This is a genomic window from candidate division WOR-3 bacterium, from assembly GCA_039801365.1.
Lineage (GTDB): Bacteria > Hydrothermota > Tepidihabitantia > Tepidihabitantales > Tepidihabitantaceae > JBDRUN01.
This window is the reverse complement of sequence record JBDRUN010000005.1, coordinates 35587-60544: the sequence shown is the minus strand read 5'-3', so window position 1 is coordinate 60544 and position 24958 is coordinate 35587. Positions and strand designations below refer to the sequence as shown.

14 protein-coding genes are annotated in these 24958 nt (G+C 59.1%); 8 read left to right on the top strand and 6 right to left on the bottom strand.

Translation table 11 applies throughout. The annotated features are described in order from the left end of the window. The 8 genes from ABIL25_01710 to ABIL25_01675 form a co-directional block, all read left to right on the top strand. Positions 1–223: hypothetical protein (locus tag ABIL25_01710; GenBank protein ID MEO0080992.1), on the top strand; the 223-nt coding region annotated here is incomplete at its 5' end. 259 nt (positions 224–482) lie between these two features. Beyond that, positions 483–3026, top strand: a complete 2544-nt coding sequence (locus ABIL25_01705; protein ID MEO0080991.1) for a hypothetical protein — start codon at positions 483–485, stop codon at positions 3024–3026. 9 nt (positions 3027–3035) lie between these two features. Next, positions 3036–5738, top strand: a complete 2703-nt coding sequence (locus ABIL25_01700; protein MEO0080990.1) for a beta-propeller fold lactonase family protein — start codon at positions 3036–3038, stop codon at positions 5736–5738. 9 nt (positions 5739–5747) lie between these two features. Further along, positions 5748–7061 (top strand): YncE family protein, encoded by a 1314-nt coding sequence (locus ABIL25_01695; protein MEO0080989.1) that lies wholly within the window; start codon positions 5748–5750, stop codon positions 7059–7061. A gap of 17 nt (positions 7062–7078) precedes the next feature. Further along, positions 7079–9166, top strand: coding sequence for a hypothetical protein (locus tag ABIL25_01690; protein ID MEO0080988.1), 2088 nt, complete (start codon positions 7079–7081; stop codon positions 9164–9166). Between the two features lie 9 nt (positions 9167–9175). Beyond that, entirely contained in the window at positions 9176–10792 is a 1617-nt protein-coding gene (locus ABIL25_01685; protein MEO0080987.1) for a hypothetical protein, read from the top strand. A 9-nt stretch (positions 10793–10801) separates the two neighbouring features. Further along, complete coding sequence (locus tag ABIL25_01680) at positions 10802–12676, top strand: glycosyl hydrolase family 18 protein (protein MEO0080986.1); 1875 nt, start codon at positions 10802–10804, stop codon at positions 12674–12676. A 9-nt stretch (positions 12677–12685) separates the two neighbouring features. Continuing rightward, the gene (locus ABIL25_01675) at positions 12686–15118 is read left to right on the top strand and encodes a beta-propeller fold lactonase family protein (protein MEO0080985.1); all 2433 of its coding nucleotides are present in this window, start codon (positions 12686–12688) and stop codon (positions 15116–15118) included. A 673-nt stretch (positions 15119–15791) separates the two neighbouring features. Here ABIL25_01675 and ABIL25_01670 read toward each other — a convergent pair. From ABIL25_01670 to ABIL25_01645, 6 genes are all read right to left on the bottom strand, one after another. Beyond that, positions 15792–18512 carry a S8 family serine peptidase gene (locus ABIL25_01670; protein ID MEO0080984.1) on the bottom strand — a complete coding sequence of 907 codons (2721 nt, stop codon included), beginning with the start codon at positions 18510–18512 and terminating at the stop codon, positions 15792–15794. A 19-nt stretch (positions 18513–18531) separates the two neighbouring features. Next, on the bottom strand, positions 18532–19440 hold the full coding sequence (locus tag ABIL25_01665; protein ID MEO0080983.1) for a DUF4438 domain-containing protein: 909 nt from the start codon (positions 19438–19440) through the stop codon (positions 18532–18534). Between the two features lie 72 nt (positions 19441–19512). Then, positions 19513–22596 (bottom strand): FAD-dependent oxidoreductase, encoded by a 3084-nt coding sequence (locus tag ABIL25_01660; protein MEO0080982.1) that lies wholly within the window; start codon positions 22594–22596, stop codon positions 19513–19515. Between the two features lie 6 nt (positions 22597–22602). Then, positions 22603–23385, bottom strand: coding sequence for a 4Fe-4S dicluster domain-containing protein (locus ABIL25_01655; protein MEO0080981.1), 783 nt, complete (start codon positions 23383–23385; stop codon positions 22603–22605). Between the two features lie 3 nt (positions 23386–23388). Then, entirely contained in the window at positions 23389–24519 is a 1131-nt protein-coding gene (locus ABIL25_01650; GenBank protein MEO0080980.1) for a 4Fe-4S dicluster domain-containing protein, read from the bottom strand. Positions 24520–24526: 7 nt separating this feature from the next. Continuing rightward, on the bottom strand, positions 24527–24958 hold the full coding sequence (locus ABIL25_01645) for a hydrogenase iron-sulfur subunit (protein ID MEO0080979.1): 432 nt from the start codon (positions 24956–24958) through the stop codon (positions 24527–24529).

Here is a 24958-nt window from a genome sequence, read left to right as displayed (position 1 = left end):
TCTGACCAACTCCTTTCATGGTAAGGGCTGGTCAGATTATGCCTCCTGTTTCGAGTACTTTTCTTACGTGAGGCAACGGGGTAGCTTCGAGTACATTTTTGGTGAGGCAACGCGAGTTCTTGACACCCGACAAGACGGACATAGTATCAGTACGTCCGCACTCAAGCGGTTGACGCTGGGCGTAAGACCGCGCCGCCCGAGGGGACGCGGCCGGGGTCTCTAAGACCCGTCACGCTCCGCACGACCGATTACGGGTAGGAACCGAAAGCGGCCTGAGGCTGCGAAGGGGTGCAGAAGACAGTGAATGTTGTGGCGGTTCGCGCCCGAATTTCGACCGGCCTCCTGGAGAGAAGTCCGCACCCTCTCCGTGACCGGCCAGAATCCCGCAACCGAAAGGCAAGCCCGCAGTCAGCCTTATCAAGGCCCCTACAGGACCGCCGCCAGTCCGCAAGACAATCACCATAAGATAACAGGAGGAAGAGATGCGGTTTCATGTTCTGGCTGCTTCAGTCTGTCTGCTGGCTGCTGCCCGCGGTCAGTCGCTGCCAGTAGGCGAATTTCCGATTGACACTGCCGTTGTCTATGCACCGGCTTCCTGGCCTGAGGAATATCCAAAGGTAGCTTTCGACGGTACGAACTACCTTGTTGTCTGGGCCGACAGTCGGTGGGATGACCACATCTACGCAACGCGCTTCTCCCCCGAAGGCAGGACTCTGGACCCTGGTGGCATCCAGGTGTCAAACGGTGCCGAAAGCGAGGTCCAACCGGACGTCGCCTTTGATGGCACGAATTACCTGGTTGTCTTCACCTGCGCGAACAACGGTTTCTATGACATCTATGCCGCTCGCGTGACACCGCAGGGCACCGTCCTCGACCCGGACGGTATTCCGGTATCAACCCGGCAGCGAAACCAGTCCGACCCGGCTGTCGCATTCGATGGCACCAACTATCTTGTTGTCTGGCAGGACGATTCCTCAGGCCAGTACGCCTACGACGTGTATGCTGCTCGAGTGACCCCGCAGGGCACGGTACTCGACCCGGGAGGAATCACTGTTTCGGCCGGACCAGAGCGCGAAGTGCGGCCTCGGGTGACCAGGCTAGGCACAGGATTCCTGGTAGTCTGGCTCGACAAGCGCAATGGAAACGATGACATCTATGCCGCACGCGTCTCCTCGGCCGGTGTCGTGCTCGACCCGGCCGGCATCGCGATTACGACCGCGGCCCGTTCCCAGGATGTACCAAACGCCGCCTGGGACGGCTCCAATGCACTCGTTGTCTGGCAGGACAACCGTACCGACTCAGTGGATATCTACGGCAGCCGCGTGACTGCGCAGGGTACGGTTCTTGACCCGGCCGGAATCAAAATCTCTTCCGGCCCGGGCTGGCAGTTTGAACCGACGGCTGCTTTCGACGGCACGAACTACCTGGTTGCCTGGTCACAATGGACCGGCCGGCCCCAGGACGACTTCGACATCTGGGCCGGCCGCGTTACTCCGCAGGGCACCGTTCTCGACCCGGCTGGGTTCGTCGTGTCGGACGCACACAACGAACAGTGGTACGAAAACATCGCATATGGTAACAGTAGTCTTCTTGTGGTCTGGCAGGATGAACGTAACGAACAGGAAGACATCTTTGGCGCCCGGGTGACGCCGCAGGGTCAAGTGCTCGACACCGCCGGGCTTGTGGTTGCGGCCGTGGCGAACGAGCAGTGGAACCCAGCGGCTGCATTCGACGGCACAAACTACCTTGTCGCCTGGGAAGACTACCGAAGCGGCGAGTACGCTGACATCTATGCGGCTCGCATCTCGCCGACCGGCACAGTCCTTGACGCACTACCGCTCCTGCTCGTTGCCGATCCTGAAGACCAGAACAGAGTTGCAGTGGCATTCGACGGTACAAACTACCTTGTCGTCTGGGAGGACGAACGCCAGGTCAGCAACGATGATGTCTATGCCTGCCGTGTAACCCCGCGGGGCGCAGTCCTCGACTCTGGCGGTCTCGCGGTTTCCGCCTGGAGCGATGACGAGGAAGGACCAGCTCTTACCCGAGGTGGTACGAACTGTCTGGTTGTATGGGAAGACAACCGGAACGACTCAAGAGACGTCTATGGAGCGCGAGTTGCACCAGACGGCACCGTACTTGACCCGGACGGCATTCCGATCTCGACCATGACCGGTCTCCAGTGGCGGCCGGACATAGCGTTCGACGGCACGAACTGGCTCGCTGTGTGGCAGGACAGCCGCAGCGGACAGTACGACATCTACGCCGCGCGGGTCGCGCAGAGCGGCACCATACTTGATCCTGACGGTATCCCCATCTGCACCGCCCCGCAGTCGCAATGGTCACCACAAGTGGCCTTTGATGGCACGCGCTACCTGGTCGTCTGGGAGGACCCGCGCAATGGCACCTACCATGTCTACGGTGCTCGTGTCACCACAGACGGCACTGTGCTTGATCCAAATGGATTCTGCATCGCGGGTGGCACAACGACGAAGACGAACGTCGCGGTCGGCTGGGACGGAAACGACTTCCTTGTCGTCTGGGCCGACGAACGGAGCGGCGAGACGCAGGCCGACATCTACGGAGCGCGTGTAACCGGACAGGGTGCAGTACTAGATTCTTTCCCGATCGTCCGGCAGCCAGACCGGCAGACCTGTCCATCACTCGCGCATGGAAGCGGAAGTCAGATGTTGCTCGCGTACGAAGGCTGGACAACGTGCAATGCCGTGCGCGTCTGGGGTAAACTGTCGCCGTTGCCCGGAACCGAAGAAGCGCCGAACGCCGGAGGGAGAGTGCTGGACGTTGGGCCAACCATCGTGCGCGGCAGCCTGTTTCTGCCGTCCGCTCTACTCTCTACTCGCTACTCCCTACTCACTCCCGACGGCCGCAAGGCGATGGATCTTCAGCCGGGTAACAATGACATCCGGCATCTCGCGCCCGGGGTCTACTTCGTACGGGAGTATTCAGCATTCAGCGCTCAGCAGTCAGAGTTGTCCGCTGTCCGCAAAGTGGTCGTAACAAGATAGGAGGATGATGTGAGGCGCAGTAGAGAGATACTCATCGCCTGCGTAGCCCTGTTGGTGTTGTGTGTGCCGGCACTTGCTGACTGGGTAACAGCTACGATACATACCGGTATCCGCCCCGCGAGGATCTGCCTCAACCCGGTGACGAACCGAATCTATGTAGTGCACGAATACAGCGGTGACTTGGCTGTGGTTGATGGGTCGTCCAACACTGTCCTTGCCACTGTTCCTCTGGGACGGGAAGCGAGCGCGGTCGCCGTGAATCCAAGTACGAACAAGGTCTACGCGACGCTGTGGGACGAGAACAAGCTCGCGATAGTCGATGGCGGCACCAACGCGGTCGACACGATCCTGACTGTGGGGACAAACCCTTGGGAGATGACCGTCAACCCAATAACGAACAAGATATATGTGGGCAACGACGGCAGCGATGATCTCACGGTCGTTGACGGCAGCACAAACTCTGTCATCAAGACGATTGCTGCTGGAGATGCGCCCCGCGGCATGGCGGTCAACACGATCACCAACAAGATATACGTTGCGAACTACGGAAGCGGTGACGTGACAATCATCGACGGGCAGGCGGATACGGTGGCCAGGACTGTTGTAGCCGGGTATCATGCCTCATACCCCGCAGTGAATCCTGTAACCAACAAGATATACATTGCGAACTACGGTGCAGGCAATGTCTCGGTCATTGACGGTGTGACTGACTCGATAGTGGCAACCGTGTCCGCCGGAAGCGGTCCTCACGGGGTGGCGGTGAACCCGGTTACCAACAAGATATATGTACCCAACATGGAAGGAAACACCCTGACCGTAATCGACGGTGCGACGAATGGCACAGCAACAGTTGTGACCGGTACCCACCCGCATTCGGTCGCAGTCAACCCTGTCACGAACAAAATCTACGTGTGCAACGAATACGGCGACAACATCACCGTCGTCGACGGCGTCACCAACGCGGCGACTAACATCGCTGTCGGCGACGGTCCCTGGGCGGTTGTGGTCAATCCCATCACGAACAAGGTCTACACCGGCAACTCACTCAGTCACGATATGACGGTCATCGACGGTTCCACGAACTCGCTGGCAACAGTGCGCGCCGGGTTGATGGCGCACCATGTTGCGGTAAACCGGGTGACAAACAAAGTCTACGTGGCGGATGAAAGCGGTAACAAGGTCACCGTCATCTATGGTGCGACAAATGACACCGCGTCTATTCCGGTTGGCAACAAACCGCGGGCGATAGGCGTCAACCCAATCACGAACCGGGCATACTGCGCTAATTGGGGCAGCAATAGTGTAAGCGTCATTGAGGGTTCGACCGACACGGTCATTGCCACGATACCAGTGGGCGGCGGGCCATGGTCTGTTGATGTGAACCTCAGAACAAACCGCATCTACACGGCGAACGAGGCCGGCCGTAGCGTGACGGTCATAGACGGCGTAACCCATGCCACTAGAGACGTCCCGGCCGGCAACAACCCTCGTCAGTTGGCGGTGAATCCTTTGACGGATCGGGTCTACGTGACCAACTGGCCGGACACAATCGTGACGATCATCGACGGTGCGACGAATGACACGTCAATTCTGAGAGTTCCTCCCGGTCCTTTCGCTGTGGGTATCAATCCAAGGACCAATCTGATCTACGTGACCGTCTTCGGTAACGATGTTGCGCCCGGCGTTGTTGTCATAGACGGAAGTAGCGACAGCATCATTGCCACCGTACCGGCCGGTGGCTGGCCCCACGACGTCGGGGTGAATCCATTGACCAACCGGATGTATATCGTGAGTCAGCGCGACGGCATCGTCACGGTCATCGAGGGCGAGACAAACGACACGACCACGGTCAGGGTTGGTGCGAGACCGCACGATGCGGTTGTGAATCCGGTCACGAACAAGATATACATCAGCAATGAGGACAGTCACAGCGTCACCGTCATCGACGGCACGACGAATGCCACGACTACCCTTCCGGCCGGCTCCAAGCCCTGGTTCATTGACCTGAACCCGGTCACGGGCAAGGTGTACGTGTCGAATCAGGTCAGCAACAACGTCACGGTCATCGAAGAGGCACCTTGGGGCGACACCCGTTTGCGGGTTGAGATTGAGCCACTGCCCGGCTGCACGACCAGTCTTGCGCGGCCCGAGCTAGTGGGCAAGGCCGTGAACCGGTGGACACCAAACCGTACTCCAATCATGGGCGTTCTGAATCGGGTCGGCACTGCTCAGCTTCCGTGGAGTTGGGCCCAGATAACGTCTGGTGCCGGAACTGATTCAGTACATTGGCAATGGGTATGGGATTCAGATTCGCTGGCGATGGGAGAGAACTTCCTGTGCGCGCTATCTCTAGAAGACAATGCTACAACGACCTGCAACTTCGGATTCGGCACACCCTTCGCGGGAAATCTCGATGTTCACCCGGTGTATCGACTCGGCCCAACAACAGGAATCAAGGCGGCAGAGGACCATCAGTGTCAGATGCCGAAGCTGCCGACCATTGTGCGGGGCAGTCTGTTTCTGCCGTCCGCTCTACTCTCTACTCGCTACTCCCTACTCACTCCCGACGGCCGCAAGGTGATGGATCTTCAGCCGGGTAACAATGACATCCGGCATCTCGCGCCCGGGGTCTACTTCGTACGGGAGTATTCAGCATTCAGCGCTCAGCAGTCAGAGTTGTCCGCTGTCCGCAAAGTAGTCGTGACCAGATAGGAGGATGAGATGCGGTTCTGCGTTCTGCTTTCTGCGGTCTGCGTTCTGAGTTCGTCTGTCGCTAGCGCCCAGTGGCTGGAGACAACGATTCCCTTCACGGAAGCGCACTGGCCTTCTCACGTCGCGTATTCTCCTGCAAGTAATCGTGTCTATACCGGCGGGGATGATGACTCCACCTACGTAATTGACGGCGCAACCAACCTGGTTGTTGCCCGTCTGCATGTCGGTGAGATCTGCGAGGGGTTCTTTTACCATCCGGGCGCCGACAAGCTGTATCGGTTGAATCGGTTTGAGCAACTCGACGTCATTGCCTGTCCGCTGGACAGCGTGGTCAAGCGAATCCGGCTACCGGCCAGCTACACTGCTGGAATGTGCTACAACACCGCGGGTGACAAGCTGTACTGCACGAGCAAACACACCAGCGAGGTGATCGTCGTTGACTGTAGCTCGGATGAGGTTGTGAAGCAGATTCCGGTGGGAGACAGTCCGGAGATTCTCTGCTACAACCCGACCAGAAACAAGGCATATGTGAGCCACTCTGATGCCAGCATCGCGGTCGTCTGTGGAGCCGGTGATACCGTCCTCGGCAACATCTATTTCAGTAACCGAGCTTCGGCTCTCTGCTACAACTCGGTCAATGACAAGGTGTATTGCGCTGCGGAACGCGGCAACCTTCTGGTAATCAGCGGAACCGATGATACCGTGGTTGCGTCTCTGCCGGTGCCGGCGTACACCCTGTGCTATGACGCTGCTTCCAACAAGGTGTATGCGGGCGGCCGTCAGAGAGTAGCGATTATTGACGCAGCGGCGGACACGGTGCTGAGTTCGGTTCCGGTCTATGGCACAAGCCTGCTTTACAACCCGATGAACAACAAGGTATATTGCGCAACGTGGAGCTATGGCTGGATTGCGGTCATAGACGGAGTCGGGGATACTCTTCTCAAGGAAATCCAGGTGCCCGACGGGAGCTACGGCACGATGGCCTGGAACCCGGTCCACAACCGCGTGTACGCACCGTTCGGCGGCACGGCGGGCTCTGGTGTGGCTGTGCTGCGGGATTCCTTGTTGGGAGTTGAGGAAGTGACGACTGGCGAGACGCGCACGGCGATCTGGCCCACCATCGTCCGCGGTGTGCTGATGCTGCCGCAGAGCACAAGTAGCAAGCGACACGTCACAAGCCAATTGCTGGACATCACCGGTAGGAAGCTCATGGACCTCGCGCCGGGTGACAACGACGTCTCGCATCTCGCCCCGGGGTCTATTTCGTGCATCAGGCGTCAGGCGTGGAACGTCCTGCGTCGAGCGTCACCAGGGTCGTTGTGACAAGATAGGAGGATAGGATGACAAGGCTGATTGTAGTTCTCTATCTAGTATTTGCCAGTGTCTGGGCCGACTCGCTCAACTGCCGTGAGCTTGGAACCTGGCCTTTTGGCACTTCTCAGGCGGTTGCGGCTGATCCGGGCCGGAACCTCGCATTCATGGGTTCTGGTGGTGGAGTCTATATCCTTGATGTCTCAAACCCGGCTCAGCCAACGAAGCTCTCTGAGGCGATCCACACCCGCGGACTTGTCTTGGGCCTATGCTTCCAGTCCAGTCGACTGCTTGTTGCCGCAGGAGGGGCCGGTTTCGAAATCTGGGATGTTGTGAACCCCGCAGCCCCGGCCTTCCTGGGTCGTTACGATACACCAGGATGGGCCCGGGGCGTCGCGGTTCTTGGCAGCCATGCCTATGTGGCGGATCACTCTGGTCTGCGCATCATAGATGTCTCAGACCCACACCACCCATCTGAGGTCGGATACTGTGATACACCGGGCGAGGCCCGCGGCGTTGCGGTCTCTGGGAGCTATGCTTACGTCGCGGACTACGATGCCGGCCTGCGCATCATTGATGTCTCGGACCCGCAGCACCCATCTGAGGCCGGATACTGTGACACACCGGGCGAGGCCCGCGGCGTTGCGGTATCCGGGAGCTATGCTTACGTCGCGGACTACGATGCCGGCTTGCGCATCATTGATGTCTCAAACCCGCAGCACCCATCTGAGGCCGGATACTGTGACACACCGGGCTATGCCCTTGGCGTTGCGGTCTTGGGCAGCTATGCCTATGTGACGGACAGGGATGCCGGCTTGCGCATCATTGATGTCACAGACCCGCAGCACCCATCTGAGGCCGGATACTATAGCACACCGAGGTTGGCCCTTGGCGTTGCGGTATCCGGGAGCTATGCTTATGTCGCGGACTACGATGCCGGCTTGCGTATCGTTTATGTCTCAGACCCGCAGCATCCATCTGAGGTTGGATACTGTGACACACCGGGGTGGGTCTATGCCGTTGCCGTTCTTGAGAGCTATGCCTATCTGGCCGACTACTGGATGACCGGCCTGCGCATTATTGATGTCTCAGACCCCCACAACCCATTTCAGGCCGGCTACTATGACACACCAGGCGAGGCCTTTGGCGTGGCGGTTCTTGGCAGCTATGCCTATGTGGCGGATAACTGGGCCGGCTTGCGCATCATTGATGTCTCAAACCCGCAGCACCCATCTGAGGCCGGATACTATGACACGCTGGACTGCCGGGCCCGTAATGTTGTGGTCTCTGGCAGCTATGCCTATGTGACGGACAGGGATGCCGGCTTGCGCATCATTGATGTCTCAGACCCCCACAACCCATTTCAGGCCGGCTGCTGTAACACGCCGGACGAGGCCTATGGCGTTGCGGTCTTGGGCAGCTATGCCTATGTGGCAGACCGGGATGCCGGCCTGCGCATCATTGATGTCTCAGACCCGCAGCACCCATTTGAAGCCGGATACTGCGATACACCGGGGTGGGCCTATGGCGTTGCGGTCTTGGGCAGCTATGCCTATGTGGCAGATTGGGATGCCGGCCTGCGCATCATTGATGTCTCGGACCCGCAGCATCCATTTGAGGTCGGATACTGCGATACACCGGGGTGGGCCTATGGCGTTGCCGTTCTTGGCAGCCATGCCTATGTGGCAGATGATGCCGGACTGCGTGTCATCAATGTCTCAGACCCGCAGCACCCGTCTGAGGCTGGGTTCTATGATACACCGGACAGGGCCTATGGCGTTGTGGTCTTGGGCAGCTATGCCTATGTGGCGGACTGGACTGCTGGCTTGCGCATCATCGAGTTCTACGGCGCAGGGGTTGAGGAAGGCGACAAAACACAAGGCACTAGGTACAAGGCCGAAGCGACCATTGTGCGGGGCAGTCTCGTGCTGACCGAGGCGGTTAGCGGTAAGCGGTCAGCGGTGGGTGTACTTCTTGATGCCGCGGGGCGAAAGGTGCTGGACCTCGCGCCGGGCGAGAACGACGTCCGACACCTCGTGCCCGGCATCTACTTCGTGCGGGCTGTCGGCCGTGAGTCGTCGGCCGTGAGCTGTCAGAAGGTGGTCGTAGCCAAGTAGGAGGCAAAGATGGGAATCCGCGTGCTGCTGGTGGGCTACTGGCTATGGGCCGGTGCCGGCGCTGCGGCCCAGGTCGGCCGCGTGGATACGGTCGGCGGCACCACCTATGACTGGCAGATGGGCGGGCCGGCATATCGCTGGCTCGTGGACGCTCCGGGTTACGGCATTCCGGTCTGCTGGATACGTTCCCGCGATACCCTCTCGGCTTTTCCTGACCGCAATACCGGCTACAACTATTACGACTACGCAACTCGAAGATGGCTCGGCAATGATACGCTCGACTTCATGAACTCGGGAACTGACGCATTCGCAACCCGTGCCGGGTTTGGCACGCTCGACGTTGACCCCCGCAGCTGGCAGGCGGTCATCTCAGCCCACACCGGCATACCGCTTCGGCCGGTACTGGGCCGCGAAGTCGGCCACGGATCCTTTGTCTTTGAGTACGCCGGCGGCTCGCCGAAGCTTGAGGGTTTTTCCCGACCCGTAACGGTAGTTGATACCGCAGGCTGGATTCAGGCCGCCCTGTTTGACGACACGGGTGGCAAGGTCTACCACGTCCGCAGTCGGATATGGGAACAGTGGGACTCTGCCCGCGCCATCGCCGCGCCTGAACCCGACCCGGGGTTCCCCTGTCACCACATCGCAGCATCCCGCGTCAACCACCGCGTGGCTCTGACCTGGGTGTACACCGAGAGTGTGCCGTCGCCGGGATATTACCGCGAGACCACCGACGGCGGCTGCACCTGGCCTGAGCCGCAGGAGCTTGGCTGGCCGCCGGCGTTCTCAGGTGAGACACTGCCCTCCTATCACCTTTCCGGTCTGTTCCCGTTCTACGACCGCGAGGGCCGGTTTCATATCGTCTGCGCGGTGATGCCCTGCATCCGCGGGCAATGCTTCGTCGCGCCGACCGAGCTGTGGCACTGGGACCGGGAAAACTTGCCGCAGTGGACGCGCATTGCGCGGGCACAGGCAGACCCTCTCAATCTATCTGCGCCGGTTGGGTTCAACGCACTGCTTGCATGTCGGCCCAGCATGGGTGAGGATAGGAACGGTGGTCTGCATGTTTGCTGGGAGCAATTCGACACCGCCAATGTCGAGCCGGGCCCGCCTGCCCGGCTTCGGGCCGACATCTGGTGGTGCCGGGACAACCTTGACCGTGGGGCAAGCTGGCAACAGCCGGTGCGGCTCACCGAGCCGAACACGACCTCGAAGCGCTTCCCATGCGTGATTGACCGGATGAATGAGGACACGTTGCGTGTCCTGTACCTTGTGGACATTGTAGCTGGATTCTTCGTATATGGCGAAGGGCCGGTTACTAGGAACCCCTTGGTTGTCCAGCACGTGCCGATTACGGCCGGGGCGGTGGCAGAAGAACGCTACGCGCAGTACGCTGTACGCAATACGCCCGGCCCGACCATCGTGCGCGGCAGCCTGTTTCTGCCGTCCGCTCTACTCTCTACTCGCTACTCCCTACTCACTCCCGACGGCCGCAAGGTGATGGAGCTCCAGCCGGGTAAGAACGACCTCCGTAATCTTGCGCCTGGGGTGTATTTTGTTAGAGAGGAAGGTTCGAGGGGTCAAAACGTCGGGGATTCAGCAATTCGCAAAGTTGTCGTAGCGGACTAGGAGGTCTCGTTGAGGAAAATCCTGCTCACTGGTCTATTGTGCGGCGTCGTGTTCCACGCAGCGGCGCAGAGCATCCACTGGCTGGAGTCCGAGCAGCACCGCGAAACCGGTGCCAAGCCGGGCCCGGTGTTCCGCGGCACGCCGAGCCCGCTCATTGCCCGTGACGAGCCAACCGTTACCCGCTCAATCTACGGCTACTCGCCGTACTGGGTTGACCAGCGCTGGCTGCACTACGACCTGCTTGACCGCATCGGGCTGTTCGATGTGACCCTCAACCCTGACGGCTCAATCTCCAACAACAGCAACTTCCCGCAGCACTGGGCCGCAGTCATTGACCGGGCTCACCGCAACGGCGTCAAAGTCGAGATGGTGGCAACATGTTTTGACTGGCCCAACATCCACGGAGCCATTCGAGCTCCTGGTTCGATTCCCAACCTCATCGCGCTGGCTGAATCGTCGGGTGTTGACGGTATCAACCTCGATTTCGAGGGCCTGTGGTACGGAGACCGCGACACGTTCACGCTGTTTGTCCGTCGGATGTCAGCCGCCTGCCGGGCCGCGGGGCTGGACCTGACCCTTGCCACGCCGCCATTGAACCAGGAGAATGCCTACAACCTTGCCGCACTGGCCGACACAAGCGATGGCCTGTTTCTGATGGGCTATGACTTTCATTGGCGCGGCTGCCCTGAGGCCGGGCCGGTCGCACCGCTCTCCGGCTGGACATTCTACGGCAACCTGCAGATGGCAATCAACCACTATCTGGGACAGATTGGCCATATGCGCGATGTCTGGTTCGGCCTGCCCTACTACGGGTACCAGTGGCCGACATACGCGGATACGGTGCGTTCGCGCACAACCGGTCCGGGAACCGCGGTCTATTACCGCGACGCGCCCGCCAACGCCCAGGCCCATGGCTACCGCTGGAATGCCGAAGGCCAGTCGCCGTGGTATGCGTTCAACAGCGGCGGCTGGTATCAGTGCTGGTTCGACGACGATACGAGTCTGCTGCTCCGGTATCGCGAAGTTCACAAGCACAACATGCTTGGAGCTGGAATGTGGGCGCTTGGCTACGACGGTGCCCGGCCGGAATTGTGGGCCGCTTTGCGCGAAAGCTTCAACCGGCCCCGACTGGAATTCACCAACGGCGACTGCGAAACATGGCGACTCGACACCCTGGCGGTGCCGAGTGACACCAGTCCGAACCCGGCCGGCTGGTATGAAGGACGAAAGGCACGGTACCGGCGCGAGACAGTCACCGTCCGTTCAGGAGTGTCAAGCATCCGTCATATCCCGGACTCGCTCGGGTATACCTGGCCGGTTGAGTCAAAGCTGTTCCAGGACGTGGCCGCCCTGCCCGGTACAAACTATGAGTTCTCCGGCTGGTCGTACAAGAACGACGGCCAGGGTAATCGGGTAAGGCTGCTGATTCAATGGCACGACTCCGCGCACAATGTAATCAGCACTGCTGCATCAGCGACGTTGACCACAGATAGCGCGGGCTGGCGGTATCTGACCACGGGCAGCGTCCCGGCACCAACCGGCACAATATTCGCCCGGCTCGTGCTGTGGCTTGAAGGCCGCGGCGGCTCGGACTACTGGGACGACATCTCGTTCAGCCCGGTGACCGGGTTCGGGAAAGAACGCTCTACGCCGTACGCTCAACGCCACACGCCCGGCCCGACCGTCGTACGAAGGAACCTGCTGTTAACAGGCAGTCCAGGCGCAAGCCTAAGCTGGCTGCAGGATGCGGCGGGGCGGAGGGTCGCCGAACTCAAGCCCGGCCCGAACGACGTACGGCATCTCTGCCCCGGCGTCTATTTCGTGCATTCGACGTTCGACGCCCGGCACTCGACATTGGTGACAAGGGTAGTTGTGACAAGATAGGAGGAAGCAATGAAGTTGCTACTCGGGCTGTTGGCCGTGAGCTGTCTGCTGTCGGCCCTGCACTGTCAGGAGCTGGAAAAAGTCATCTGGCTGCCCGACACGCTGGTGGGTGCGGGCCGGCCTGTATGCTTAGCTTGGGGCGAGGCAACCGATCTGTTCTACGCGGGCGGCGAACACGACGCGTTCGTCGTCGGTTTCGAGCCGGCCGCTGGCCGTCGCGTCTGCCGGGTGCGCACACCGGCACCCGTGACCGCGCTTTGCCCAGACCAGACGGGTGACTTCCTGTACGGCGCCTGCACCGAGGCTGACAGCATTGTGGTCATTGACTGTCGGGCCAACACGGTGGTTGCAGTGATGCCGTCCGGCGCCGAACCGACCTCGCTCTGCATCTCCCCTTCTGGGCAAAAACTGTATTGTGCCAATCGCTCAGGCAGCAACGTCACGGTGTTCGACTGCTCGACCCGAACCCGGCTCGGCGCAATTCCGGTCGGCGTCAGGCCGGAACTGCTCTGTGCCAGCCCGGCGAGCAACAAGGTGTACTGCACCGGCCGGGGCTCAGGCGGAACCCTTGCCGCGATTGACTGTTCAACTGACTCCCTGCTTGCGCTGCTTCCGCTTGCGGGGGTACCGCGCGCAATCGCCTGGAACGCCGCGGACAACACGGTCTGGGTCGCGGGCGCCGGATGGGCCGAACCGATCAACTGTGCGAACGATTCCCTCCTCGGCTTCGTCCACCTGCCTGGCGACGGGCACCGCGCGATATGCTGCGACTCGTCTCTCAACCGCATCTACTGTGCCTCATACGGCGGGGTCTATCCTGACTCGGTCGTCTACGTAATTGACGGCCCAACACGCCAAGTCATTGGCTCGATTATCGTCGGATTGCGCCCACATCGGTTGGCGACCGTCGTCGGCCGCGTGGCCGTCGCCAACCGCATGTCGGATGATGTATCAATTATCAACACGGGACCCGACACCGTAATCGGCACGTTGCCTGCAGGTCGCACTGTCTGGGCGCTGACCCAAGGCGCGGGCGAACTCGTCGCCTGTGTTGCGCGCAACAGTCAAGAGGCAAGAGTCATTGACGCGCGCTCAGCCACGATTGTAAGTACGGTCGAGCTCGCGTGCCGTCCACACAGCCTGTGCTACTTTCCTTCGGAAGACCGGCTCTTCGCCGCGGACTGGGCGCGTTACGGAATCATGACCATTGACGCGACCGGCGACACACTGATATCGTTCGCGCCGACGCCGACCATTCCCAGATTGCTGGTCGCTGACACCATCCACGGGAAACTCTACTGCGCTCACGATGCCGCAACGCCCGTGCCTTCCGGCGTGACCGTACTAGACGCAGCCAGTGGCATCGTGCTGGCCGAAATCCCGACGCCTAATGACCCGACCGCGCTGCTCTGGTGCCCAGAAGCGAACAAAATGTATTGTGCCAACGGCGGCACCGACGAGTACCCAGGCTTCACCGTGACCATTATCGACTGTGTCTCGGACTCGGTCCGAACGACCCTCGATGTGGCCGCAGTGCCTTCGGCTCTGACCTGGTGCCCGGCTCGGGGCCGGGTTTACTGCGGGTTCCGCAACGCCGCACCGTGGTTAGTTGCTGCGATAGACTGCCGGACCGACTCAATTGTCAGCCGGGTGAATGCGCCCGAAGCCTTGCCGGTCTCGGAGCTGCTCTACGTGGACAAGGGCAACAAACTCTACTGCGGAATAGAAGAACCGGACATCGTCTGTGTCGTGTCGTGCGACTCGGACTCCTTGACCAAGACGATTGACCCAGGTGCTGAACCCTGGAGTCTCACCTGGGCAGCCCCGGTCAGGCGCGTGTACCTAGTCGCAAACCCACCCGAAGACACCCGGCTGGTTTCGATAGACGCTGAGGCGGACACAGTCTGGCGTAGCCTGTCGCTTCTCGGCTACGCCCCCGTAGCGCGGACCGCCTGGTGCTCCCCAGTGAGCGGATTGGTCTATTGCGGTACGAGCGAGGTCCCGGCCGGCGGCGGCATCCTGGCATATGACTGCCAGCAGGATACGGTGGTCGGATACCTCTCTGGGCTACCAGAAGCGGCAAGTGCCTTCACCCCGGTACCGGGCAAGAACCGGCTCTACGGCGCGTGCGCCAGCGGCTCGGCGCTGATCGTCCTGCGCGAGCCGACCGGCGGCGCCGAGCAACCCCGTCCACCGCACGCCCAGTGCCAAATGCTCGGGCCGACCGTCGTCCGCGGCAGCCTGCTGCTGCCATCTACACCACTCCCTACGCCCTGCTCACTACTTACCGCTCACTACTCACTGGTAACCACTGACGGCCGCAAGGCGATGGACCTTCAGCCGGGCGAGAATGACATCCGACACCTGGCGTCCGGGGTCTACTTTGTCCGAACCCTCGGCCTTGAGCCGACGGTTGTTCGCCGGATTGTCGTTCTGCGCTAACGCGGCAGTCAGACGACCTCAGGGCCCAACTCGGAATAGCAACACTGACAACTTGACCATGATAGGGGGCTGCAAGCCGCCTGCAGCTTGTTTCCGGTGTCAACTCTCTGTCACACCGGTGATTGTGCTCAAGACAATGCATCCGAAGCCATCAGGTGAGTGAGCTGCCCAGAGGCCGTTCTCCAGGCAGTTATTGTCATGGTGGTTCTCTGCATATTTGTCACCGGTTTTTTCGGTGCCTTACTCGGCCTCTTTGCCGACACGCTAGGTCGCAGGACAAGCGGAACAGGTTCCGAAGCAGTTCACGAAAGACCATACAGAACGGTTCTTTGTATGCTTGCCGAAGCGGTTGTTAGGACGCCTCTCCGAACCTCTGCCTAACTGCTTTATAGCACGTCGAACCGGACCCTGCCGAGAACGATGAAGTCTGCGACAAGAACAAAACCGCTGATGAGCGAAAGGCGACGCAGGCGCAGTCGGAGACACTGAGCAGGACGACTACTGGGCGAACGCGGCATTAGATCGAGCTAGTTGCGTGGAATATCGTTCTGAACCCGGACAACGTCGTCCGCTTAGCGCCGGACCTCCGACCCACTACTTCCCGACGATCGAAACCGACGAAGAACCTGCGGCCGGGGAGAAGCCCGGCCGCAGCTAGGAAATCCCTTCAGCACTAACGGTCAAGCACGAACTTGCGTGTCGCCGTGTAATCCCCGGCCTCAAGGCGCAGCAAATAGATGCCGCCAGGGACCTGGCAGACGTCCCAGACTAATTCGTGATAGCCGGCAGGTAACGGTTCATCAGCCAGTGTCTCGATGAGCGTTCCGAGTACTGAATATACCGAAACCCTAACATGTCCCGGCCTTGGCAGCCCGAAGCGAATCCGGGCTGTCCACTTCACTGGATTCGGAACCGGGTTGGCAAGGCTGTAAACCCTAGGCAGCTCAGACGGCCCGGCAATACCAGACAGGGGCACGACCGTCACTGTATCCACTAGGAAGTTGTTTGCCGGGAATGTGTCGCCAGCAAGCGCCGTAGAGCAGCGGACCGGGAACGTTCCGACCGTTCCTGCGGTCCAGGCCTTGTATGAAACCGTGCTCCGTTGACCGGCCAGCACCAGAACCGTCAGTGTATCGGTATAATCTGTACCGATACGGAACTCGGTAAGAACCGTTTCATCGGTACTGCCATAGTTCTCGATCTCGGCTGATGGCACCACCACGCTGCCAGAGTCCACCTGGCCCACCGGTCGAACTATCGTCCGCACGCCCACGTCTTTACCCGGCACAACCTGCGTACTCAAATCACCGGTAATGGTCCAAGCAAACCACTGTTTCTGAGCGGTTCGGACGTTCTGGCCATAGACCCTGATCGTCCAAAGCCCGGCATCTGGAGAATTGACCCGACAGCACTCCTCAACGTTGCGGTTGTCCCAGCTTGTCGGGTTGGGCGTTGACTGACCTGATGTGTACTGGTTGCCCCGGTACTTGGTGCCGCCCGGTGAAGTGAGTTCGAGATTCAGATCGTTCACGAGCGTCGGATTGGCATTAGGTGCGGCCGCGGTGTCGGTCCAGGCAAGACAGACCCGTAGCGGAATCGAAGAAGCCACCCGGAAAGTCTGCTCCTTGTATTCGCCGGTTGCAAGACCAAAGGTATCGTCGCAGAGCAAGAGCTCGCGCAGGTCACCGGCGAAGTACAGCACCGATTCGGCGTTGACCCGGCCCCAACCGATGTTGTAGTCCGGAACAGTATAGGAGCCGACATTTGGGTCAGCCGAAGCAATCGCCATCGATCGCAGGAGCGCGGCCGAGTTATAGACCAACCGGTTCCCGGGTTCTGACACGCCCGTCGGGTAAAAGCCCTCCTGCAGGTAGCAGCGCATGAGTCCGACCGCTCCATTCGCGGTCGGCGTCGCCATCGAGGTACCGGACATCGAGCTGTAGCCGTTGGTCGAAGGCGCAGCCTGGGCCGAGTAAAGGTTCACACCAGTCGCCATGATGTTAGGCTTGTATCGGTTGTCCTGGCTTGGACCCCGGCTTGAGAACGACGCTATCTTGTTGGATTTCGTACCATTACTGTCCGCGCCGATGGTAAGAACACTCTTGGCAAGAGACGGGTTGCCGACAGTACGCGCAGTCGAACCCTCGTTGCCCGCGGCAAAGATATTCAGAAAGTCCTTGTGCTCCCAGCCGAACTGGTCGGTCGATGCATCCTGCAGCAGGTAGGTTCCCTGTGAGTTCGAGTATCGCCACGAACCGGACGCCTGCCAGATAGGTCGCAGCGAATCTGGCAACCCCCGACCGGCATGGACCGTGTCCCACACAGTGTACAGGTTGGAGCTGACCACAAAGCTCGTACCGTTGGTCAAGTCCACAAAATACAGCCGGGCATCCTTGGCCATACCGTCGTAGTAACTCGTTCCTCCCATGACTGAATCGTTGCCTGCGACCGTGCCGTTTACGTGGCTGCCGTGATACTGGCCTTCGCTCGCATCTGCGGTTCCGTACCGCTTATAGGCAACAACCTTGCGGTGGGTGGGCCAGATTCCGGGTGGAGTAATAGATAGTGCCGGGTCCTTGAACATGTTGTGACCGGTATTGAGCCCGGTGTCATGCACTGACAGAATCACGCCCTGGCCCCGCACACCGTTGGCCCAGACTTTGCGTGCGGTCAGGCTTGTATCAGGTGGTGCGGTTGCAAGCCAGCCGGCCTGAACCACCCACTGAGCCGAATTGTTACACGTTGTAGGCTCAGACCATGCCTGAATCCACAACACATCGTTCAGCCTGGCCAGTTCTGGTATATGGCGAGTGTCCAGCACTACCTCCATCGTCGTGCTTGGGCAGGACGTGTCAACCAGCAGAACTTCGCCGCCGCAATCCTCGACCAGTCGGGTAGCTGCGGTTGCATCCGCATCAGGCATGAGCACAACCGAGAACCGACGCACACCAGTTTTACCGAGCAGGTCGAGTTCAAGTTTATACACCGGTTGAAACAGGCCGACCCAGTTGACAAACGGCAGGCCTGCCACGAACTCACGCTGTCCCGCATTGAGCTGGGCCAGCACTGCGTACTGGGGCAAGTAACCGAACGAGCGGATGCCGGCTGATGCAAGCGTCCTGAACCACTGCTGGTCTATCGGGCCAGTGAACTGAACAATATGGTAGAGTTCATCGGCCGAGTTCGCTTCGATGCACAGGTCCTCTGGCAAATTCGGTTCGCCCTGTTGGGTATCAATCACCCAGCCGTTGGCAAAAGTGACCAGATTCGCCTCCTCGGTTGGCACAGGCGAGAACCGGTGCACCGGACCCATGTTGTAGTGGTGGCCAGGCCGGGCAAGAACCGGGCCTGTCATGACCGTAAACAATACGGCAATTGCACAGACGTACTTCACACTTCCTCCTGTTGTCGTCTTACTTTCCGCGCTTTGGCCGGAACCGGCCGATTTTCAGAATCTCGGCAATATTCGCGTGCGGGTCTAGCTTCGGAGCAATCAGCGGCCTTGCTGCCGACAGAACCGTCGTGACACCAGGCCCATGTCCGGCCACGACGCAGTCTGAGTGAACCACGACGCCAATCGTAACCGCCCCCTTGCGCCAAGATCGGCCGTAAACGTTGTCATGGTCGGTAATTGCGACGATGTCGCCGAACCGCAGCCGGTCCAGACCGAGCCGTGCGATTTCCTTGCGGTCGGTGGTCATCACATCGTAGTCGCCGGTACCCATCGAACGTGAACCCACACCCGAACCCATCAGGTATCCGGGCACGACCGCGGCGACCCGGACCTCAAGCTTGCCGCCAGTATCGCGCACGCCCATCTTGAAGAACAGCCCGGGGTCAAGGTTCGTCACCTGCACTTCCGGGTAGTCAAGAAGTTTGAACCCCTGACCATATCCGCGCACAAGGAACTTATCCTCCATCTGAAGCTTCTCAAGAACCGCGTCAGCAAAGTCAACTAGTACATGCTCGGCTCCACCATGATGTCCGGTAACGACCCCCTTTGCGCCCTTGGCTTCACCGGTCACCACCCGGCATTCGTTTCCGATGCATGAGTAGAAGTGGAAGGAGGTATTCGGATGGTCCATCCGCTTCTCCCAGTCCGCAATGCAGGAAACCCCCGGCTCGATGTGGTCTCCGGCCCAGCCGAACGCCGGGTCTCCGACCTTCACGTTATAGGAAATGCCGCCAATGGACGGCAATAGAAACGGCCTGCCGTCCGCATCCACTCCGTGGCCACGGCTTCCCGAAGGATAGCTCACCTTACCCTGCACCGAAAGCATCACGACCTTGTCGATGTTAGTTCTCAATCTGATGGTTCTCATTTCCATATTATAGGCGACTGACTTGGCGTAAGCAAATGCCGGCTGACATTACCGGTCAACGGGTGGTGAGGACTACACGTTGAGCAGTGCCTCAATTTCGCGGCTGATGTTCTCGTTGGTAAATCCCCTGAGGTCTATGGCCGAGCACCGACAACTGGCCACGCACGCGCCGCATCCTTTGCACAGCGCCTCGTTGACTACCGCGGCCTGGATGCCGAATGTCTCATTCACAGTCTTAACCTCGATGGCGCGGTACGCACAGAGCGTCTCGCACATGTGGCAGGCAGTACAACGGGTCTGGTCAACATGTGCCACCGTTGCCTCAGACTCAATAAACTCGCGCGCCAATACCGTAGCCGCCCTGGCCGCAGCAGCCCTGGCTTGGGCAATGGATTCGTCAATAAACTTCGGGAAGTGGCACATCCCGGCCATGAACACGCCTTCAGTCGCGAAATCTACCGGTCTCAGCTTCATATGCGCCTCAAGGAAGAACCCGTCGGCATTCAGCGGCACCTTGAGCATCTTGGCCAGTTCCTCTGAGCCGGTTTGCGCCACGACACCCGTGCTCAGTACCAGCCAGTCAGGTCTGAGTTCAAGCCTTCGACCCAGGATCGGATCATACGTCAGCACAATCGGCTTACCCTCAACAAGCTTGACCTCAGGTTTATTCTCTGGTGTATAGCGAATGAACACCACACCCAGCTCGCGTGCCTGGCGATAGTATTCCTCACGCATTCCGTAAGTTCTGATGTCGCGGTAAAGGACATACACATCCGTATCCGGACTCAACTCCTTCAGCTCGATTGCATTCTTGACCGCTTCCGCACAGCATACACGCGAACAATAGGGACGCCCAGGCTCGCGGGAACCAACGCACTGAATCATTACCACAGAGTTACCAGCTGACCAGAGCCTCACACGTCCGGAGGAAGAACTCGTACGCTGAACTGCCAGTTGTCTTTCCAGTTCTCGCTGAGTGATGATGTTTGGAGTTTCCCCGTAGCGGTACTCACTCGGAGTACGATACTGCGCACCGGTAGCAACGACCACAACGCCGTGACTGTAGCAGAATTCAGACTTATCGGCGAGCTCTATCGTTGTCTTGTAGTTTCCCACAAAACCTTCGATACTCTTGATCTGTGCTCCAATAAGCACCTTGATACGCGGATGCTTGCCTACTCGCCCCTTCATTTCCCCGAGCTCAGCCTGTACGTCTTCGCCGCCAACCGACTTGTGAATCTGCCGCGCATTACCACCAAGTTCTGCTTCTCTTTCAACCAGGCACACATCGAATCCCTCGTCCGCAATTGCCAGCGCCGCAGCCATACCGGCGATGCCACCACCTACGACCAGCGCTGACTTGGTGACCGGAAGCTTGACCCGCGGTAACGGACTCAGCCGCACCGCCCGGGCCACGGCCATCCGAACCAACTCCTTCGCCTTCTCGGTCGCCCTTTCCGGTTCCTTCATATGCACCCAGGAACACTGATCCCGAATATTTGCCATCGTGAAAAGGTGCGGATTCAGGCCCGCCTCGACGCAAGTGGCCTGGAATAACGGCTCGTGCGTGCGCGGAGAACACGATGCTACAACTACGCGGTTCAGCCGGTGCTCCTTGATGCGTTCCTTTATCTTCTCCTGAGTATCGCCGGAACAGGAATACAGGTTCTCCTCGGCATACACGACAAACGGTAGGGTCTTGGCATATTCCACCACCGACGGCACATTGACAATCCCACCAATATTGATGCCACAATGACAGATAAAAGCACCAATGCGCGGTGGCTCACCCCTGACATCCAGTTCAACCGGCGAAGGCTGTGCTTCCACCAGTGCACCCCGCACATCAGCCAATAGTCCTTCTGCGGTTGCGGCCGAGGCCGAGGCTTCGGTGACTGTCTCCGGTATCGCCATCGGCTGAGAAAATGTGCCGGCTACGCTGATACCAGACCGCGTCGTTCCCACCGGCTCCCACAGAGAACCGGAAGCGAACCCGAAACGGTCAAGCTCTATGTCCAGCTTTCGGGAAAGCTCCAGGAGTCGGGACGGCGGCACCAGCCCGCAGGAAAGAACCACCATATCGAATCGTTCCGACTGCTGGCCATTGTCCCCGGCAAAGCGCACAAACAAGTCTTTGGTTCTTGGGTCCTCACGGACTTCTGGGACTCGCGCCCGGACTGGCCTCACCCCGTACTGCTGCTCGGCCCGCTCCACGTACCTATCGAAATCCTTACCGTAGGAACGCATATCCATATAGAAGATCGTCGGCTCTATTGATGCCATGTGCTCCTTGGCGATAACTGCTTCCTTGACCGCGTACATACAGCACATCGCGGAGCAGTAACCTTTCTCTGCCGACTCGTCGCGCGAGCCCACGCATTGCAGCCAGGCAATTTTCTTGGGTTCTCTGCCATCGGCCGGACGTCGAATGTGGCCCCCATAAGGGCCGGAGGCTGAAAGAATGCGTTCAAACTCCAGACTTGTGACCACATTTTTGTATCGCCCGTGGCCGTATTCCGGCCGCAGCGCGGTCGGCGCAATTTCCGACCCGGCAGCAACCACGACCGAACCAACCCGAATAGTTACCTCTGTGTCGTGCTGGGCATAATCAATCGCTCCGGCCCTGCAATTCTTCGCACACGCACCGCAGCGGTCCTTAGTCAGCTTCAGGCAGTACTCCCGGTCTATCATAGGGGCATTGGGTACGGCCTGCGCATACAGCCGATAAATGGCACGTCGCTCTGACAACCTGCCCTCAAACTCGTTGGGCAGCTTCACCGGACACTTGGCCAGACAATCACCGCAACCGGTACACTTGTCCAGGTTGACAAAACGGGCGCGCTTCAGGAGCCGCACTGCAAAATTGCCCGGTTGACCCTCGATGCCAAGAACCTCGGTCAGGGTGAACAGCACGATGTTGGGATGCCTGGCCGCGGCCACCAGCTTGGGCGACAGAATACACATCGAACAGTCGTTCGTTGGGAAGGTCTTGTCCAGCATCGCCATCACGCCGCCGATAGCCGGCAGGCGCTCAGTCAAATACACCCGGAAACCGGAATCTGCCAAATCCAGCGCTGTCTGCACGCCGCCGATGCCGCCGCCGATAACCAGAACTGCACCCGTCCTTTTCTGTCCCGGATTCAACGAATCAAACATCTGAGTTCAAATCATTACATTCTTTTCTGTGCGTTCGAGTGCCGCAAGCGTCTCTGGGTATGCATAGCCGTCCTCAACTGCCAATTCCCGTATGGCGTTCATTATCTTCGCTATGTTCACGCCCTGCGGACAGCGAGAAAGACAACGGAAATGAGTGGCGCAAATGTCCTTGAACTCATCGGCCATCGCCTCACGAGCAAGGCCAAGGTTCACCTTGCGGATAAATGCCCGAGGGTCTTTCATAGGGTCCATCAATGTCTCCGGACATACCGCGGTGCAGGAACCGCAGACAAAGCAACGGCCCAATTCAGGAACGTTCTTCATCACCTTCCTCTTGAACGTACGACCAGATTCATCTGGCGTAACCACCTGGCCAGTGGACGTGGTATGTTCCGAGCCTGTAACCAGGCCCCTACGTCCTTCCTCGGCCATGCGCACCACGGCGTCTGCGATTGCGCCGATGCTCACACCCTGCGGACACCGACGCAGACAGGTTGAGTGGTAAGAACATATCCAGACGAACTCAGAAGCATACACCTCTTCCTTCATCCCCATTATCGCCATCCGGATGATACGCCGAGGATTGTATTTCTCCTCCAGCCTGCGCACCGGACAAGAAGCAGAACAGGAACCGCACGCCAAGCAATGCATGAACCCCGCATCCCCTGCCTTTGCCACCAGCCTGTCCCGGAAATCCATATCCAGGTTATTGACCAGCAGTTCCTCAACTACCCTTGTTTGAGCAGAGACTTCGGCTGCTGGCCCTTCACCGCTGGCTTCTGACTTCATCTCTTACTCTTCTCCTACCTTCTTGAACTCATCTTCCCGGAACGTAGTCAGCGGTAGCGGTTCTTCCAGACTCCGGCCTGCCAAATAGTCGAACTCCTGCTGCGCATTCTGGGATACCTTCTTGAATAGGGTTGCCAGCCCGATAGTCACCGGGCAAGAATCCTCGCATATCCCACAGGCAACGCAGGAAGTCATCATATGATTCATCCTGGTCAAATGGAACAGCATCGTCTCAGAGGGCATTCGGCTCAACCCTTTGCGCCTGGAAGCCCGCACGTGTTCGTCCAGGTCACGCTTGAAAGTATCAGAATCAAAGAAGCATTCATGACAGTAGCACACCGGGCATACCTTCATGCAGTTGTGGCAATTCAGGCAGTCGGCAAAATAGCGGACAAGGTTTTCCACGCCCATTATCTGCTTGTCCATCTGCTCGATACGTTCCCTTGTCTGCTCCTGCCGCTTTCTTGCGTGCTCGGTCAGATACTGCTTTCTTGTTTCAGGCTCTGCTGCCACGCTCAATTCCAAATTCTCAAGTAACCCCTTGCCCTTCTCGGTTGCAGCCTCCAGGAACAACTCTTTGTCCGGGTCCATACCCAGCCAGCCAATACACAGATCAAAGGTCAGAGGCTTGGCAAATTCGCACATCTGGCAAGCGGTGCGGAAGTTCACATTGGACACATATTCCTGCTGGTTGCGGACGTGTTTATTATCAAAGTCTGCGTCGTCCCGGCGCAGTTCCCGAAAACCTGCTGCCCGGTAAGTGCCTGGACAGTCAATACCAATGAGTACCAGGCTGTCAGTCAGTATCTGCCTGAGCTTCACCAACTCCACCACCGCCCGCAACTCGCACGGACGCAACAATAGTCCCACCGTCTCGCCGGCCCCTGAACCTCCGGCAATCTCGTGCACCACCGAAGCAGCGTTCACCGCCATCGCCGGCAGCAAGGGCAGCACGCTCGCAAGTCTTTCTGGTTCGGACACAAGTGCCAGTGTCGCACTGCCAGCAGAGGAAAGCGCCGGGGCCAGAATCGCCGTCAGCTTGTGCTCCCGCAGCCATCCGGCGAACACCTGGCGTAGAGTCTCCTCTGGATTCTGGTTCTGGACCTTCAGAAAACCGCTCTGATGATTATTCATCGCCATGCTACACATCCCACTGACCGCGGAACGGACTCGGCCCCTTCTTCTTCAGATACTCGGTTATCTCGGTCATCGTATCGGCGAACTTTCTGCCCTCGGCCGCAGAAATCCAACGTAGCCAAACCCGGTCTTCATCCAGACCAAGTGACCGCATAATAGACCGAAACAGCACCATCCGTCTCCGTGCTTTATAGTTGCCCGAGACATAGTGACAGTCTCCCGGATGACAGCCGCCGAGGAAAACGCCGTCTGCACCAGCAAGGAGCGCACGCAGGATATACACCGAATCAACCGAACCTGAACACATCACCCTTATGGGCCTCATATTCGGCGGATACTGCATGCGCGAAGTGCCAGCCAGGTCTGCTCCGGCATAAGTACACCAGTTGCACAGGAACCCTACTATCTTTGGTTCGAAGTCAGACTGATCAGACAT